We start from the raw sequence: 16,014 nt of genomic DNA on the forward strand, positions 1-16,014 counted from the left end.
TGGGGCGTGATCGAGTTGAGAACCGCCGCCGAGATCGAGCAGATGCGGCCCGCGGGAGCGTTCGTGGCGAGCGTCCTGACCGCCCTGAGGGAGAAGGCCGCCGTCGGGGTGAACCTGCTGGAACTCGACGAGTTGGCGCACCGGATGATCCGGGACGCTGGGGCCACGTCCTGCTACATCGACTACCACCCCAGCTTCGGCGCGATGCCCTTCGGCAAGGTGCTGTGCACCTCGGTCAACGACGCCGTCCTGCACGGCCTGCCGTTCGACCACGTGCTGCGCGACGGCGACCTGCTGTCGGTCGACTTCGCGGCGTCCGTGGACGGCTGGGTCGCCGACTCCGCGCTCAGCGTCGTCGTCGGGACGCCCGCGCCGGAGGACCTGCGCCTCATCGAGGCCACCGAGGTCGCGCTCGAACGGGCCGTCGCGGCGGCCCGCGTGGGTGCCCGGCTGGGCGACATCGGCGCCGCGATCGGCGGCACCGCCCGCGAGTACGGGTTCCGGGTGAACACCCAGTTCGGCGGGCACGGCGTGGGACGCACCATGCACGGCGACCCGCACGTCCCCAACGACGCCCGCCCCGGCAAGGGGATGCGGCTGCGTCCGGGGTTGGTGATCGCGATCGAGCCCTGGTTCATGGCGGGCACGGACGCCCTGCGGACCGACGCCGACGGCTGGACGCTGCGCAGCGTCGACGGCTCGCGCGGCGCGCACTCCGAGCACACCGTCGCGGTCACCGCCGACGGCCCCGTGGTGCTGACCGCCCGCTGAGGGACGTCGGGGCGCCGCGGTCAGTCGTCCGCGGTGACCTTCTTGGGGTGCACGGGCCAGTCCGCGGGGTAGAGGTGGGCGAGGTCGTTCTTCTGCTGCTCGAGCTTGCGGTAGGTGCGCGTCGAGAGCCGATCGCCGAAGACGATGCCGTTGAGGTGGTCGGTCTCGTGCTGCAGGCAGCGGGCCAGCGTGCCGGTGCCCTCCACCGTCACGGGCTCGCCCCACGGGTCCTGGCCGGTGCAGGTGGCGCGGTCGGGCCGCGCCAGCGGCTGGTAGCCGCCCGGGAACGACAGGCAGCCCTCCTCGGTCGACTCCAGGCGGCGCGCCTTGCCGGTCGGCGTGGTGACCTCCGGGTTGCAGATCGCGCCGATCCGGATCCGCTCGTCGGCGTCGGGGCACTCGTACACGAACAGCGCGACGTCGCGTCCGACCTGGGTCGCGGCCAGTCCGACGCCGCTCGCGGCGCGCATGGTCGCGAACATGTCGCGGACCAGGGCGTGGAGGTCCTCGTCGAACTCGGTGACCGGCTTGGTCTGCTCGTGCATGACCGGCTCGCCCCATCGCGTGATGGGCAGCACGGTCCCGCCTGTCATCAGGTCGGTGATGGGCATCGAAGAACTCCTCGCGTGGCAACGTCTTGGGCAACCCTCACATTCTGGCACGCTGGCGCCATGGACCCCGCCCGACGCTCGCCCCACCCCGGGGACGCGCCGCGCCCCGGCGCGGCCGGCGCCGGCTCCGTCGCGTCCGGCTCGGGTGATCGCGGCGTGACTGCGCGTGGGGACGAGCCCGGGACCGGACTGCTGCGGGACCTGACCGCGTGGTCCGAGCACCTCCACTGGGAGCGCAATCTGTCCGCGCACACCCGGCGCGCCTACGGGGGCGACCTGGACGACCTCGCCGGCTGGCTGGCCCGCCACGGGGTCGGGGCCTGGGGGGAGGTCGACCACCGCCTGCTGCGCGCGTGGCTGGCCGACCTGCACCGCCGCGGCGCCGAGCGCACGACCATGGCGCGCCGGGCCACGGCCGCGCGCATGTTCTTCCGGTGGGCGGCGGCCCGGGGGCTGATCGCCGCCAACCCGGCGAGCGCGCTGGAGGCGCCGCGCGCCGCGCGGACGCTGCCGCCCACGCTGGACCGCGGCGTCGCCGACGGCCTGTTCGCCCACCTGGAGGCCGCGGTCGCCGAGGCGGAGGACCCGGCCGCCGACGCGCTGGCCCGCCGCGACCTGGCCATGATCGAGGTGCTCTACAGCGCCGGGCTGCGCGTGGCCGAATTGTGCTCGCTCACCCCCGCGGGCATCGACTGGGACCGCGGCCTGCTGCACGTGGTCGGGAAGGGGAACAAGGAGCGCAGCACGCCCCTGGGGCGCCCCGCCGAGAAGGCGCTGCGCGCCTGGATCGCAGCCCGCCCCCGGGTCGCGAAGCCGGACACCACCGAGGTGTTCGTCGGCGCGCGCGGCGCGGCCATCGACCCGCGGGTGGTCCGCAGGGTGGTGCACGCTGCCCTCGAGGCCGTGCCGGACGCCCCCGATCTGGGCCCGCACGGGCTTCGGCACGCGATGGCCACGCACCTGCTCGAGGGCGGGGCCGACCTGCGCAGCGTGCAGGAGATCCTCGGCCACTCGTCGCTGGCCACCACGCAGATCTACACCCACGTGACGAACGAGCGCCTCCGGGACGCCTTCCGCCAGGCACACCCGCGCGCCTGAAGCCCACCTCGACCGGCGCGGCCAGGCGTCACGCCCGGTGGGCCCGCGCCCGCATCCCTGAACCGGCGCTCGGTGCAGGAACGTCACCGCCCCCGGGTGGAACACCGACGTGAGCACAGCGCCGGCCACCTGAGCTAGCGTTCCGCCATGGCTTACGAGGTCAAGACCCTTCCGCGTGAGGGTGGGGTGGCGGAGTTCCTCGCCGGCGTGGAGCCGCCGCGCCGACGCGAGCAGGGGTTCGAGTTGCTGGCGATCTTCGGCGAGGTCACCGGCGCCCCCGCGGTCCTGTGGGGCCCGTCGATGGTCGGCTTCGGGGAGGTCACCTACCGGTACGAGAGCGGCCACAGCGGCCGCAGCTACAAGGTGGGCTTCAGTCCGCGCAAGGCCAACCTCGTGCTCTACGGGCTCGACTGGTACGGCAGCGCGTCCGACCTCCTCGACCGGTTGGGACCCCACAAGCGCGGCAAGAGCTGCGTGTACGTCACCAACCTCGACAAGGTCGACCACGAGGTGCTCAAAGCGCTGATCCGCCGCGCCTGGGGGTCCCCCTCGCCCCTTCCGGAGGCCTGAGCGGGGCGCTCCTGGGACCGAGGCCCGGCCTCGAGCGGTGCGGGCGGTGCACTCACCCGAGGCGCACGCCCGGATGGTGCCCGCCCCGAGGGTGCACGCCCCTGTCCGTCGGGCTCGGTAGAGGGGTCGGTGGCGCGTCCACGGTGGCCATGTGTTGGTTACGAGACTCGTCCTGAGCGCAACGCCTCTGTTGTGCGCTCCAGGGCCGGCGCCGCAGAGTAGGCTGACGCGGGTGTCCATCCGCAACGGCGCTGGGGCGCTCACTCTGATGATCCTCGCTGCCACGCTGCTCGTCGGGTGCGGTTCGGAGAAGGCCGGTCGCGCCCGTGAAGTATGTCTCGGTGCTGCGATGGCGCGAGGCGGAGGAGTCGGTAAAGCGATCATCCACTCTGTGAGAGGGGGGATCGTGCAGACGGGCCTGTCATCGTCGGCGGAGACTGGATCGTAACTGAACGCGAAGCCGGCATTGATTCGAACGGAATGGCGGTGGAATGGCGAGAGGGTTCCAAGTACCCGTGGGTGTGCACCGTCGACTCCGATGAATTGGCGGACTTCTCGTTCGCGCGGGGTCCTCAACGTGTGATGCAAACGTCGCCAGCGCAGCAGTCCGCGGCGCCTGAACCACCGAGGCGGTCCTCGGCCACGCAACTTTGCGCCATCAAGGGAAACATCTCAGTCAAGACCGGGGAACGGATTTATCACGTGCCAGGTCAGGAGTATTACGAGCAAACGGTCATCAATGAGGCGTATGGCGAACGTTGGTTCTGCACCGAGCGTGAGGCACGGGCCGCGGGCTGGCGGAAGTCTCGCGCGTAGCAGGAGACGTGGCGTGCCGAGAACTTGGGCGTTGCCGTATCCCACTCGGGATGCGAAGCGACGTCAGAATGCGACGATGCCTGTGGACCACGATGTTCACCCACCCCGGACGCTGATCCGTCAGAGCCAAGTGCTGGGTCGAGGCGCATGGATACCGCGCAGGGCAAGGAGACTTCGGATGTGCCGCTGTTCGTCCGGCCTCGACTGATCGGTACCCCCTACCCGATCCAAGGCAGCGGATCGACTTGACGACCATCGACCTTGGTCGAAAAGTGCAAGTGACAGCCGGTCGACCAGCCCGTGCTCCCCATGGTCCCCACCTGCTGGCCGCGGGTGACGCGGTCGCCGGCGCGCACCCGATAGCCCTGGGCGTGCAGGTACACCGTCTGGAGCCGGACGCCGGCGACCGGGCCGTGGTCGATGACCAGCCGCCAGCCGCCCGAGGCGTCGAAGCCCATGTGGCTGACCGTCCCGTCGCCGGCGGCGAACAGGGGCGTCCCGCAAGCGTTCGACAGGTCGACCCCGGCGTGCAGGCGCCACTGCTTGAAGATCGGGTGGAAACGCGGGCCGAAGCGCGATCCGAGCCGGGCGTCGGCGGGGTGGCTCAGGATGCCGCCGCCCGGCGGTGGGGCTCCCGAGGTGGCTCCCGGTGTCCCGGCCTCGGCCGCGGCTCGCGCCGCCTGGGCGCGCTGGGAGGCCCGTTCGGTCACGGCCGCCGCGGCGGTGTCGGGCAGCAGCAGGGGGACTCCGCCGCCCGTCGGCACGGGATCGAGGTAGTCTTCGCCCCGCTTCAGGCCCCAGTGCAGGCAGGCGGCCGCCGGGCACGGGTGGCCGGCGGCGAGCCTGCCCACCACGTCGCCCGCGGCCACGGCTCGCCCGGTCTCGATGCTCGCCTCGACGGGCTCAAGGGTGGTCCTGGTGCCGTCGTCGTGGGCGATGACCAGCACGGGCCGACCCGCCAGCGTGGCGGCGAAGCTCACCACCCCGGAACGCGGCGCCCGGACCTCCTCGCCGATCTCGCCGGCGAGATCCACACCGCGATGCCCGGCGCCCCAGGCCACCTCGGGCGGGTCGAAGCCACGCACGATGGCACCCGACACCGGCCAGCCCGCACCGGCCGCCGCCGTCGGCGGCGCGAACGCACCCCAGGCCAGGGCGACCAGGATCAGACACGCCGCCCGCCGCAGCCAGGCGCCGAGGGCGCGCTCGGCCCGGCTCCCGCGCGCTGGCGCCGCCCGCATCACGATGGTTCCCCGCTCCGCCGGCTGCACGATGGCCTCCTGGTCCGGTGGTTGCGCGCCGGTTGCTCGCTGTGCCAACCGCGCGTCGGGAACGCGCTGTGCTGACTGCACGTTGGTCTCTCGCTGTGCTGGCTGCACGATGGTCTCCGCTCCCGCTCGTCCAGGTCTCATGGGCACGTTAGGAACCCCGCGTCAGGGACCGGCGGTGTCCTCGGCACAGGCAAGCGACCCTTTCGGTCGGACCCCCGTGCCGCAGAGTGGGCGTCCGCGCTGCAGGGCTCGCCGCGGTCGCAAGGGTGGGACACGTGATTGGAGCGGACGCATGCCGGCCGTCCACGTCAGATGCCCATGCCGCGGATGGAGGTCGAGGGGGAGCGTCCGGCGTCAAGCGGGCGAGCGCGCGGGACACCGCGCGCCGGCCGACACCCGCCCAGCAGAGGTTGGTCGACTCCGAGGGAGGCCGCGAGAGTTCGAGGTGATCCCGCCCTCTGCACACCGTCGGGTGGCGGCATCGGCGTGCGCGACTGTCGCCAGACGCCCCCGTTTGCGCCAGTTGCCCCCACTGCAACGGGGGCAACAGAGCCGAGCGGGGGCGTCTCGTCTCAAACGGGGGCGAATGGGTCACGACCGGGGGCGGGTTGTCGCAAGCGGGGGCGTCCCGTCGTAAGCGGGGGTGCGGTGCTGGGAAGCAGAGGAAGTCGCCCCCGTTTGCGTCAGTTGCCCCCTCTGCAACGGGGGCAACTGGGCCGAGCGGGGGCGTCTCGTCACAAACGGGGGCGTCTCGTCGCAAGCGGGGGCGTTTGGTCGTGAGCGGGGGCGTTTGGTCGTGACTGGGGGCGTCTCGTCCCAAGCCGGGGCGTTTCGTCGGAAGCGGGGGCGTTTGGTCGCAGGCGGGGGCGGGTTGTCGGAAGCGGGGGCGTTTGGTCGCAGGCGGGGGCGGGTTGTCGTAAGCGGGGGCGTTTGGTCGCAAACGGGGGCGTCTGGTCGCGAGCGGGGGCAGTCGGCCTCGAACTGGCCGCGAGTGGGAGGCGGCCGCCAACTGCGGGGCCGCGACGGGGGCGTCGGTGCGGGTCGGCGGTCGCAGCAGCCCGGCGACGAACGAGGCCGAATCGGGCGCGCAACCCGGGATTGGTGCCCGGAAGCGTCCGGATCTAGGATGGGGGCAGCGACTCGGCTGCGCCGGGTCGACTTCGCGTGCAGAGAACCGGAGCCACACCACCAGGTCCCCAGCGATGGGGCGGTGCGGGCCCGCTGCACCAGGCAGGGTCGAAGGTCGGCCCTGGAAACCGGACTGGCGTCCGCGTGCCCGAGGGCCGGACGCCGCAGAAAGGAACGGCCATGGCCGTCGTGACCACGCGTCAGCTGCTCGAGAGCGGTGTCCACTTCGGGCACCAGACCCGCCGCTGGAACCCGAAGATGAAGCGGTTCATCTTCGGCGAGCGCAACGGCATCTACATCATCGACCTGCGCCAGTCGCTCACCTACATCGACCAGGCCTACGGCTTCGTCAAGGAGACCGTCGCCCGCGGCGGCCAGATCCTGTTCGTGGGCACCAAGAAGCAGGCCCAGGAGGCGATCGCCGAGCAGGCGACCCGCGTCGGGATGCCGTACGTGAACCAGCGCTGGCTGGGCGGCATGCTGACCAACTTCGCCACCATCTCCAAGCGGACCGCGAAGATGAAGGAGCTCGAGGCGCTCGACTTCACCAACGCCTCCGGCTCGGGCCTGACGAAGAAGGAGCTCCTGCAGGAGGAGCGCAAGAAGGACAAGCTCGAGAAGACCCTCGGCGGCATCCGCGACATGCACAAGCTGCCGCAGGCGCTGTGGGTCGTCGACACCAAGAAGGAGCACCTCGCGATCGACGAGGCGCGCAAGCTGCACATCCCGATCGTCGGCATCCTCGACACCAACTGCGATCCCGACGAGGTCGACTACGCGATCCCGGGCAACGACGATGCGATCCGCTCCGTCGCCCTGCTGACCCGCATCATCGCGGACGCCGCCGCCGAGGGCCTGCTGGCCCGCAGCCAGGGCGGGTCGACCGCCGGCACCACCGAGGCCGAGCCGATGGCCGAGTGGGAGCGCGAGCTCCTGGGCGCCGCGGCCGTCGAGCCGACCACCTCCGAGGCCGAGGCCGTCGAGGGCAGCGACAAGCAGGGTGACCAGCTCGTCGACGAGGTCGAGGGCGGCATCGCCCAGGCCGACGCCGTCGCCGAGACCGAGGCCGCCGAGGTCGCCGAGGCTGTCGAGACCGAGGCCGCCGTCGAGGCCGAGGCCGAGGCGACCGAGCCCGTCGCCGACGAGAAGTGACCCACCGAACCAACGAAAGCGAGTAACGACGTCATGGCGATCACTGCCGCTGATGTGAAGAAGCTCCGCGACGCCACCGGCGCGGGGATGATGGACGCCAAGAAGGCCCTCACCGAGGCCGACGGCGACTTCGAGGCCGCCACCGAGATCCTCCGCGTCACCGGCGCGGCCAAGGTGAGCAGCCGCGCCGACCGCGAGGCCAGCAACGGCCTCGTTGCCGCCGCGGGCACCACGCTGATCCAGCTGGGCGCCGAGACCGACTTCGTCGCCAAGAACGACGAGTTCGTCGCCCTGGCCGCGAGCGTCGTCGAGGCCGTCCAGGCCGCCGGCGCCGCCGACCTCGAGGCCGCCAAGGCCCTGCCGCTCGGCGACACGACGGTCGGGGAGGCGGTCGCCGCCCTGGCCGCGAAGATCGGCGAGAAGCTCGAGCTGGCGCAGGTCGCCACCTTCGAGGCGCCCGCCGCCGTCTACCTCCACCGCCGCAGCCAGGACCTGCCCCCGCAGGTCGGCGTGATGGTCGAGTACACCGGCACCGAGGACGACGAGTTCGTCCGCGGCATCGCGATGCAGATCGCGGCCATGAGCCCGCAGTGGCTCGACCGCGACTCGGTCCCGGCCGACGTCGTGGAGAAGGAGCGCCACGTCGCCGAGCTCACCGCCAAGGAGGAGGGCAAGCCCGAGAACATCATCGGGCGCATCGTCGAGGGCCGCCTCAACGGCTTCTACAAGGACGTCACCCTGCTCGAGCAGCAGTCCGTGTCGGACGACAAGAAGTCGGTCGGCCAGCTGCTCAAGGACAACGGCGTGACCGTCACGCGCTTCGTGCGCTTCGCCGTCGGCGCCTGACCAGGCACGATCCACTACAGTGGCGTGCGCCGTGGGAGAACCCCACGGCGCACGCCACCGCCACGTCCGGGCCCGTGCCCGCGGCGTCCACCCGCCCGATGAAGGAGTCCGAATGCCCGCGTACGACCGCATCCTGCTGAAGCTGTCCGGAGAGGCGTTCGGGGGCGGGTCGGTCGGTGTCGACCCCGACATCATCGCGGGCATCGCCGACGAGATCGCCGACATCGTCCGGGGCGGCACGCAGGTGGCGATCGTCACCGGCGGCGGCAACTTCTTCCGCGGGGCGCAGCTGCAGCAGCGCGGCATGGAGCGCCGCCGCGCCGACTACATGGGCATGCTCGGCACCGTCATGAACTGCCTGGCGCTGCAGGACTTCCTGGAGCAGTCCGGCGTCGAGACGCGCGTCCAGACCGCGATCACCATGGGGCAGGTCGCCGAGCCCTACATCCCGCTGCGCGCGGTGCGCCACCTGGAGAAGGGGCGCGTGGTGCTGTTCGGCGCCGGCTCGGGGATGCCGTTCTTCTCCACCGACACCGTCGCGGCCCAGCGGGCGCTCGAGGTCGGCGCCGACGTGCTGCTCATGAGCAAGAACGGCACCGACGGCGTCTACGACGACGACCCGCGCAGCAACCCCGACGCCCGCCGTTACGACGACCTCAGCTACACCGATTTCCTCTCCCAGGACCTCAAGGTGGCCGACGCCACCGCGATCAGCCTCGCCCGCGACAACGGGCTGCCGATGGTCTTCTTCGACCTCGGTGTCCGCGGCAACATCGCCCGGGTCGTGAATGGTGAGAAGATCGGTACGACGGTCCACGCCTGACCACCGCGCCGCACACGAAATCCTCACGAAGGGAACCTGACGTGATCTCCGAGATCCTCTCCAGTGCCGAGTCCAAGATGAAGGCCACGATCGAGCACGCCAAGGAGGAGTTCGCCGGCATCCGCACCGGGCGGGCGCACCCGGCGATGTTCAACAAGATCATGGTCGACTACTACGGCACCCCGACGCCGCTGCAGCAGCTGGCCACGTTCCAGGTCCCCGAGGCCCGCATCGTGCTGATCAGCCCGTTCGACCGCGGCTCCATGAACGACATCGAGAAGGCCATCCGCGACTCCGATCTGGGCGTCAACCCGGCCAACGACGGCCAGCACGTCCGCATCGTGCTGCCGCAGCTGACCGAGGAGCGCCGCAAGGAGTACGTGAAGCTCGCCAAGACCAAGGCCGAGGAGGGGCGCGTCGCGGTGCGCGGCAACCGCCGCAACGCCGTCGACGCGGTCAAGAAGCTGGAGAAGGACAAGGAGGTCGGGGAGGACGACGCCCGCAACGCCGAGAAGCAGCTCGACTCCCTCACCAAGAAGTACGAGGAGCAGATCAACGAGCTGCTCAAGGCCAAGGAAGCGGAACTGATCGAGGTCTGATGACGGACGCGTCAGCGCCCGCACCGGCGCCCAGGAAGCGATCGGCCGGGCGGGATCTCCCGGCCGCGATCGCCGTCGGCGTGGGCCTGATCCTGCTCGTCATCGTCACCCTGGCGTTCTGGCACTGGGGCTTCATCCTGCTCGTGGCGGCCATGCTCGCCCTCGGGGCGACCGAGGTGAACAACGCCATGCGGCGGCTCGGCATGCGCGCCGAGATCGTGCCGATCGTGATCGGCACGATCGCCATGGTGGTCGGCACCTACGCCGCCGCGACCGGGGTCGGCTTCCACCTGATGCCGTGGCACTCGGTGCTGCTGACCTGCCTGGGCGCCACGGTGCTCGCCGTGCTGATCGTGCGGTTCCCCAAGGGGCACGAGAACTTCGTCCGGGACGCCTCCGCGTCGGTGTTCATCATCGGCTACATCACCCTGCTGGGCTCGTTCACGGCGCTCATCCTCGCCGGCGAGCACGGCGCGGCCCGGATGGTGACGTTCCTGCTCTGCGTGGTCGCCAACGACACCGGCGGCTACGCGGTCGGCGTCCTGTTCGGCCGGACGCCGCTGGCGCCGGCCATCAGCCCGAAGAAGACCTGGGAGGGGCTGGCCGGCTCGGTCGGCTTCGCGGTGCTCACCGGCAGCCTGATGGTGCACTTCGTGCTGGGCAGCCCGTGGTGGATCGGCGCGATCCTCGGCGCGGTCTGCGCGTTCTTCGCCACCTGCGGCGACCTGATCGAGAGCGCGATCAAGCGTGACGTCGGCATCAAGGACATGGGCTCGTTCCTGCCCGGCCACGGCGGGGTGATGGACCGGCTCGACTCGATGCTGGTCGCCGCCGCCCCGGCCTGGCTGGTGATGTACCTGCTCATCCCGGGCGGGTAACCTTCACCGCGATGACTCAAGGACTGACCCCGGCCGAGAAGGCCCGCGCCGACGAACTGGACGCCCACGCGCGCGCGGGCCGCGTGCTGCCGCTCGTGTTCGACGCCCCCCGGCGCGGCAAGCCGCCGCGCCACTGGGGCGACCTCGAACCCGACGAGCGCCGCGGCGCCGTGACGACCGCCGGGCTGCCGGGCTTCCGGGCCTCGCAGTTCGACCAGCACTACTACGGCAGGGCCAGCGCCGACCCGGACACCTGGACCGACCTGCCCGCCGCGCAGCGCGAGGTCATCAAGGCCACGTTCTTCCCGGACCTGCTGCACGAGGTGCGCACCCAGACCGCCGACGAGGGCACCACCGTGAAGACGCTGTGGCGCCTCCACGACGGCAACCTGGTCGAGAGCGTGCTGATGGAGTACGGCGTCCCCGGCAAGCCGAGCAGCGGCACCGGCCGCCACCGCGCGACGCTGTGCATCTCGTCGCAGGCCGGCTGCGGGATGGCGTGCCCGTTCTGCGCGACCGGGCAGGGCGGCCTGGAGCGCAACCTGTCCACCGCCGAGATCGTCGCGCAGGTCGTGGCCGCTTCGGCCCGCGTGCGGCTCAACAACGTGGTGTTCATGGGCATGGGCGAGCCGATGGCCAACTTCAAGGCGATCACCGGCGCCATCCGCCGCATGGTCGGCGACCTGGGGATGTCGGCGCGCGGCATCACCGTGTCCACCGTCGGCCTGGTCCCGCGCATCAGGCAGCTCTCCGAGATGGGGCTGCCGCTCACGCTGGCCGTCAGCCTGCACGCCCCCGACGATGAACTGCGCGACACGCTGGTGCCGATCAACACGCGCCACTCCGTCGACGAGGTCGTCCGCACCGCCCACGACTACTTCACCGCGACCGGCCGCCGCGTCTCGATCGAGTACGCGCTGATCCGCGACGTCAACGACCAGGCGTGGCGCGCCGACGCGCTGGCCGACCTGCTCAGCGCCGAGGGGCGCGGCACCGGCTGGGTGCACGTCAACCCGATCCCGCTCAACCCGACGCCCGGATCGAAGTGGACCGCCTCCCGCAAGCACGACGAGCGCGAGTTCGTCCGCCGCCTCACCGACGCGGGCATCGCGGCCACCATCCGCGACACCCGCGGCCAGGAGATCGACGGCGCCTGCGGCCAGTTGGCCGCCAAGGAGCGCTGAGGCGGTGGACCTGGCGGGCGCCTTCGCCGTCCGCTCCGAGGGGGACGGGTTCGAACTGTTCGGCGGGCAGCACCTCGCCGCCCTGGCCGTCACCTCGGCGTCTCTGGCGGCGCTGATCGCGGGCGGCCGCCGGCTGGGCCCGGTCGGACGCCGCCGCGCGCGCCGCGTCCTGGCGGCGGCGCTCGCGGGCCAGGAACTCGGCTACCACGCGTGGCGGCGCGCCGGGGGCACCTGGAACGTCCAGGAGATGCTGCCGCTGCACCTGTGCTCGGTCCTGGTGTGGGGCGGATCGGCGAACCTGCTGCGTCCGACGGGGCTCGGCGACGACGTCACCTGGTACTGGGGCGTGGCCGGCGTCCCGCAGGCGCTCCTCACCCCGGACGTCGGCGAGTACGGCTTCCCGCACTACCGGTTCTTCCAGTTCTTCGTCAGCCACGGCCTGGTGTTGGCGGTGCCGCTGTGGCAGGTGTTCGTCGAGGGCCGCCGCCCCACCGCCGCGGGGGCACGCCGGGCGTACGCGGCGCTGCTCGGGCACGCGGCCGTGGTCGGGGCCATCAACCACTGCCTCGGCAGCAACTACCTCTACGTCAACCGCAAGCCCGCCACCGCCAGCATCCTGGACCGGCTGCCGGCGTGGCCGGGCTACATCCCGATCCTGGCCGGCGTCGCGGCGGGCGCGTTCGCCCTGGCGTACGCCCCCTTCGCGCGCCGCCGCCCGGGCACGAAGGGCTAGGCGAGCACTTCCAGCACCTCGTCCACGGTGTCGACCAGGTGGATCGAGGATTCCATCAGCCGGCCCCGGGCGAGCGAGGCCAGCAGCGGCCAGGCCGGCACCTCGTGCGTCCAGTACTCGACCCCCAGCAGCACCATGGGGCGGATCTGGCCGCTCTCGAGCGCGTAGTAGTTGCGCGTCAGCGCCTGGAAGATCTCCTGGGTGGTGCCCGCGCGCCCCGGCACGTACACGAGCCCCGCCCCGCACAGCCGCAGCAGGATGTCCTCGCGGATCGCGTTGTCGAAGTACTTCGCGATCAGGGTGGGGAACACGTTGGGCGGCTCGTGGCCGTAGAACCACGTCGGGACGCCGACGTTGAGCCGGGTGCAGTCGAAGCGCTCCTTCACCGCGAACCCCTGCGCGGCCCAGGCGCCGGGGTCGGGGGTGAAGCTCGGCACCTCGGCCAGCACGGCGCACGCCCGCGTCAGGTCCTCGGGGGAGCCGCGGAACGACGCGCCCAGGTTGGCGGCCTCCATCGCGCCCGGCCCGCCGCCCGTCATCACGAGGTTGCCCGCATCGGCCAGGCCGCGGCCCAGCCGCGCCGCCTGCTCGTACTCGGGCGTGCCGCGGCCGACGCTGTGCCCGCCCATGATCCCGACGCCCGCCCCGGGACTCGTGACGACCTCGAGCAGCGCGTCGCTCACGAAGTGGTCGTGGAGCGACTGGGCCAGGGACGCGTCCAGCAGCCTCGAGCGGCCCCGCAGCGTCCAGGCGTAGACCCGGGCGTCCGTCGTGGCCGGATAGCCGTCGGCGACGTCGCTGTACAACTCCAGCGGCGTGTAGAGGGTCGGCCGGTAGGCGTCGAAGGGGACCTGCGGCAGCCGCGGGAACACGGCGGCGCCGCGGGCGGCCAGGTCGACGGCGCTGCGGTGCTTGAGCCGGCACCCCAGGAAGAAGGCGTTCTGGACGGCGACCTTCTCCAGCACGTCGGCGCGCCCGCGCAGGTCGAGCGCCTGCAGCAGGCAGCCCACCAGCGATCGCTCGGCCCGGACGTGAGCGTCGAACTCTTCCAGAGTCTCGATCTCGCGGCGCATGGTGAGAGACTAGCGGGGTGCGTGATGTGGTGATCCTCGGCAGTACCGGCTCCATCGGAACCCAGGCGCTGGAGGTCATCGCCGCGCGACCCGACCGCTTCCGGGTGGTCGCCCTCACCGCCGGCGGCGGCAATCTGGCGCTGCTGGCCGAGCAGGTGCGCGCCTTCGCGCCCCGCTTCGTCGCCGTCCCCACCCAGGACGCGGCGGCCCGGCTGCGGGGGCTGCTGGGGGACGCCGACGTCGAGATCGCCGCCGACGGCAACGAGACCGCCGCCCGGATGGCCGCCGACGTGGTCCTCAACGCCATCACCGGCGCCGCCGGGCTGCCGGCCACCCTTGCGACCCTGGCGCAGGGGACCACTCTGGCGCTGGCCAACAAGGAGAGCCTCGTGATCGGCGGCCGGCTCGTCACCGACGCCGCGGCGCCCGGTCAGCTGGTCGCCGTCGACTCCGAGCACTCCGCGTTCGCCCAGGCGCTGCGTGCCGGACGCGGCGACGAGGTGCGCCGCCTGATCCTGACGGCGTCCGGGGGGCCGTTCCGGGGGCGGTCCCGCGCCGACCTCGCCGCGGTCACGCCCGAGCAGGCGATGGCCCACCCCACCTGGAACATGGGCCGCGTCATCACCATCAACTCCGCCACGCTGGTCAACAAGGGCCTCGAGCTGATCGAGGCCGCCCTGCTCTACGGCGTCGACTACGACGACATCACCGTGGTGGTGCACCCCACCAGCGACGTGCACTCGATGGTCGAGTACGTCGACGGGGCCACCATCGCCCAGGCCAGCCCGCCCGACATGAAGCTCCCCATCGCTTTGGGCCTGGCGTGGCCGGACCGCGTCCCGGACGCCGCCGCGACCTACGACTGGTCCGCGCCGCGCGCCTGGAGCTTCGAGCCGCTCGACGACGCCACCTTCCCGGCGGTCGAGCTGGCCCGGCGCGCCGGCCGTGCGGGCGGCACCGCGCCGGCCGTGTACAACGCCGCCAACGAGGTCTGCGTGGACGCCTTCTGTGCCGGCCGGATCGGGTTCTTGGACATCGTGGATACCGTGGATGCCGTGGTGGGGGAGCATCTGGCCGACGGACACGTCGGCGATGACGGGTTGAGCGTCGACGCCGTGCTGGCGGCCGACGCCTGGGCGCGCGCCCGCGCCGGCGCGATCTGCGGGGCGGGCTCCTGATGGACCTGTTCTGGACCGTGGCCTTCGGGCTGCTGTTCTTCGTGCTGCTGATGGCCTCGGTGGCGCTGCACGAGATCGGGCACATGCTGCCCGCCAAGCTGTTCGGCGTCCGGGTGCCCCAGTACTTCGTCGGCTTCGGCAAGACGCTGTGGTCGACGCGCCGCGGCGAGACCGAGTACGGCCTCAAACTGTTCCCGCTCGGCGGCTTCGTGCAACTGCTCGGCATGTACCCGCCCGAGAACCCCCACGCCAAGCAGACGCGCCTGCAGATGTTCGCCGACGACGTCCGCAGCTACGAGTGGGAGAGCATCACCCCCGCCGACGACGGCCGGCTGTTCTACCAGCAGAAGATCTGGAAGAAGCTCGTCATCATGGCCGGCGGCATCGCCATGAACCTGCTCCTGGCCTTCGTCCTCCTGTGGGGCGTCTACGGCCTGCACGGCACCTACCGCGACGTCCCGGTGGTGGCGAGCGTCCAGCCCTGCTACCACACCGAGCAGCGCGCGGACCCGACCTGCCTGCCCACCGACCCGGCGACCCCGGCCGCGCAGGCGGGGATGCTGCCGGGGGACCGCATCGTCTCCTTCAACGGGACGCCGATCGCCGACTGGCCGCAGCTCGCGGCGCTCGTGCAGGGCAACGCGGACGGCCCTGCGGCCATGGTCGTCGAGCGCGGCGGCGAGCGGGTGACCCTGCCGACGGTGCGCACCATCAAGGTCGCCGTGCCGGCGGCCTCGGGCGACGGCACCGTGTCGGTCGGCTACCTCGGCTTCGTCAAGGACCGCCAGCTCGTCCGCGGCGGACCCGTGGAGGTCGTCCGGGACATGGCCGACCTCACGCGACAGTCGCTGGTGGCGCTGGCCCAGTTCCCGGTCAAGGTCTGGAACGTGGCGGTCGACGTCGCGACCGGCCAGCCCCGCAGCGTCGAGGACCCCATCAGCATCGTCGGCGCCAGCGCGACCGCCGGCCAGGCCGCGACGCTGGACGTCCCGGTCGCCGACCGGGTCGCGATGTTCGCCTCCATCCTCGCGTCGGTGAACCTGTTCCTGGCGCTGTTCAATCTCGTGCCGCTGCCGCCGCTGGACGGCGGGCACATCGTCGGGGCCCTGTGGGAGGGGCTGCGGCGCACGTTCGCGAAACTGACCGGACGCCCCGACCCGGGCCCCGTCGACACGGCCAAGATGGTGCCGGTGTCCTACGCGGTGGGAGGATTCCTCCTGCTGTGCGGCATCGTGCTGATCGTGGCCGATATCGTCAGCCCGGTGAAGATCTTCTAAGGAGAA

15 protein-coding genes are annotated in these 16,014 nt (G+C 71.9%); 12 read left to right on the forward strand and 3 right to left on the reverse strand.

Annotated features, from left to right (window positions below; genetic code table 11):
• Positions 1 to 6 precede the first annotated feature (6 nt).
• Positions 7 to 771, forward strand: coding sequence for a type I methionyl aminopeptidase (gene map, locus G7070_RS13390; RefSeq protein WP_166234151.1), 765 nt, complete (start codon positions 7 to 9; stop codon positions 769 to 771).
• A 20-nt stretch (positions 772 to 791) separates the two neighbouring features.
• Here the strand turns inward: map and def are convergent, their stop codons facing one another.
• Positions 792 to 1,382, reverse strand: a complete 591-nt coding sequence (gene def / locus G7070_RS13395) for a peptide deformylase (RefSeq protein ID WP_166234152.1) — start codon at positions 1,380 to 1,382, stop codon at positions 792 to 794.
• A 60-nt stretch (positions 1,383 to 1,442) separates the two neighbouring features.
• Between def and G7070_RS13400 the strand changes: the two genes are divergently transcribed.
• Complete coding sequence (locus G7070_RS13400) at positions 1,443 to 2,480, forward strand: tyrosine recombinase XerC (RefSeq protein WP_166234153.1); 1,038 nt, start codon at positions 1,443 to 1,445, stop codon at positions 2,478 to 2,480.
• A 147-nt stretch (positions 2,481 to 2,627) separates the two neighbouring features.
• Positions 2,628 to 3,050, forward strand: coding sequence for a DUF1801 domain-containing protein (locus G7070_RS13405; RefSeq protein WP_166234154.1), 423 nt, complete (start codon positions 2,628 to 2,630; stop codon positions 3,048 to 3,050).
• Between the two features lie 1,034 nt (positions 3,051 to 4,084).
• Here G7070_RS13405 and G7070_RS13415 read toward each other — a convergent pair.
• The gene (locus G7070_RS13415) at positions 4,085 to 5,137 is read right to left on the reverse strand and encodes a M23 family metallopeptidase (RefSeq protein ID WP_166234156.1); all 1,053 of its coding nucleotides are present in this window, start codon (positions 5,135 to 5,137) and stop codon (positions 4,085 to 4,087) included.
• 1,308 nt (positions 5,138 to 6,445) lie between these two features.
• On the opposite strand from G7070_RS13415, the gene rpsB reads away from it, so the two are divergent.
• The 7 genes from rpsB (at position 6,446) to G7070_RS13450 (ending at position 12,480) form a co-directional block, all read left to right on the forward strand.
• Positions 6,446 to 7,417, forward strand: coding sequence for a 30S ribosomal protein S2 (rpsB, locus tag G7070_RS13420; RefSeq protein WP_166234157.1), 972 nt, complete (start codon positions 6,446 to 6,448; stop codon positions 7,415 to 7,417).
• A gap of 33 nt (positions 7,418 to 7,450) precedes the next feature.
• Positions 7,451 to 8,263 (forward strand): translation elongation factor Ts, encoded by an 813-nt coding sequence (tsf, locus tag G7070_RS13425; protein ID WP_166234158.1) that lies wholly within the window; start codon positions 7,451 to 7,453, stop codon positions 8,261 to 8,263.
• A gap of 112 nt (positions 8,264 to 8,375) precedes the next feature.
• On the forward strand, positions 8,376 to 9,086 hold the full coding sequence (gene pyrH / locus G7070_RS13430) for a UMP kinase (protein WP_166234159.1): 711 nt from the start codon (positions 8,376 to 8,378) through the stop codon (positions 9,084 to 9,086).
• A gap of 77 nt (positions 9,087 to 9,163) precedes the next feature.
• The gene (gene frr / locus G7070_RS13435; RefSeq protein ID WP_431977954.1) at positions 9,164 to 9,685 is read left to right on the forward strand and encodes a ribosome recycling factor; all 522 of its coding nucleotides are present in this window, start codon (positions 9,164 to 9,166) and stop codon (positions 9,683 to 9,685) included.
• Positions 9,685 to 10,563 (forward strand): phosphatidate cytidylyltransferase, encoded by an 879-nt coding sequence (locus G7070_RS13440; protein WP_166234160.1) that lies wholly within the window; start codon positions 9,685 to 9,687, stop codon positions 10,561 to 10,563. The genes frr and G7070_RS13440 overlap by 1 nt, the downstream gene beginning before the upstream one ends.
• 11 nt (positions 10,564 to 10,574) lie before the next feature.
• On the forward strand, positions 10,575 to 11,747 hold the full coding sequence (gene rlmN, locus G7070_RS13445; RefSeq protein WP_166234161.1) for a 23S rRNA (adenine(2503)-C(2))-methyltransferase RlmN: 1,173 nt from the start codon (positions 10,575 to 10,577) through the stop codon (positions 11,745 to 11,747).
• Between the two features lie 4 nt (positions 11,748 to 11,751).
• The gene (locus G7070_RS13450; RefSeq protein ID WP_166234162.1) at positions 11,752 to 12,480 is read left to right on the forward strand and encodes a YwaF family protein; all 729 of its coding nucleotides are present in this window, start codon (positions 11,752 to 11,754) and stop codon (positions 12,478 to 12,480) included.
• On the opposite strand, the gene G7070_RS13455 is transcribed toward G7070_RS13450, so the two are convergent.
• Positions 12,477 to 13,553, reverse strand: coding sequence for an LOG family protein (locus G7070_RS13455; RefSeq protein ID WP_166234163.1), 1,077 nt, complete (start codon positions 13,551 to 13,553; stop codon positions 12,477 to 12,479). The genes G7070_RS13450 and G7070_RS13455 overlap by 4 nt on opposite strands.
• A gap of 17 nt (positions 13,554 to 13,570) precedes the next feature.
• On the opposite strand from G7070_RS13455, the gene dxr reads away from it, so the two are divergent.
• Positions 13,571 to 14,731: a 1-deoxy-D-xylulose-5-phosphate reductoisomerase gene (dxr, locus tag G7070_RS13460; protein ID WP_166234164.1), complete on the forward strand. Its 1,161-nt coding sequence runs from the start codon at positions 13,571 to 13,573 to the stop codon at positions 14,729 to 14,731.
• Positions 14,731 to 16,008, forward strand: coding sequence for a M50 family metallopeptidase (locus G7070_RS13465; RefSeq protein WP_166234165.1), 1,278 nt, complete (start codon positions 14,731 to 14,733; stop codon positions 16,006 to 16,008). The genes dxr and G7070_RS13465 overlap by 1 nt, the downstream gene beginning before the upstream one ends.
• The last annotated feature ends 6 nt before the right edge of the window (positions 16,009 to 16,014 follow it).

The organism is Propioniciclava coleopterorum (genome assembly GCF_011393335.1).
GTDB lineage: Bacteria > Actinomycetota > Actinomycetes > Propionibacteriales > Propionibacteriaceae > Propioniciclava > Propioniciclava coleopterorum.

Coding starts and splice junctions, on each gene's coding strand:
- pyrH (WP_166234159.1), top strand. CDS start 8,376: ATGCCCGCGTACGACCGCATCCTGCTGAAGCTGTCCGGAGAGGCGTTC.
- G7070_RS13465 (WP_166234165.1), top strand. CDS start 14,731: ATGGACCTGTTCTGGACCGTGGCCTTCGGGCTGCTGTTCTTCGTGCTG.
- G7070_RS13440 (WP_166234160.1), top strand. CDS start 9,685: ATGACGGACGCGTCAGCGCCCGCACCGGCGCCCAGGAAGCGATCGGCC.
- tsf (WP_166234158.1), top strand. CDS start 7,451: ATGGCGATCACTGCCGCTGATGTGAAGAAGCTCCGCGACGCCACCGGC.
- G7070_RS13400 (WP_166234153.1), top strand. CDS start 1,443: ATGGACCCCGCCCGACGCTCGCCCCACCCCGGGGACGCGCCGCGCCCC.
- G7070_RS13455 (WP_166234163.1), bottom strand. CDS start 13,553: ATGCGCCGCGAGATCGAGACTCTGGAAGAGTTCGACGCTCACGTCCGG.
- def (WP_166234152.1), bottom strand. CDS start 1,382: ATGCCCATCACCGACCTGATGACAGGCGGGACCGTGCTGCCCATCACG.
- rpsB (WP_166234157.1), top strand. CDS start 6,446: ATGGCCGTCGTGACCACGCGTCAGCTGCTCGAGAGCGGTGTCCACTTC.
- frr (WP_431977954.1), top strand. CDS start 9,164: ATGAAGGCCACGATCGAGCACGCCAAGGAGGAGTTCGCCGGCATCCGC.
- rlmN (WP_166234161.1), top strand. CDS start 10,575: ATGACTCAAGGACTGACCCCGGCCGAGAAGGCCCGCGCCGACGAACTG.
- G7070_RS13405 (WP_166234154.1), top strand. CDS start 2,628: ATGGCTTACGAGGTCAAGACCCTTCCGCGTGAGGGTGGGGTGGCGGAG.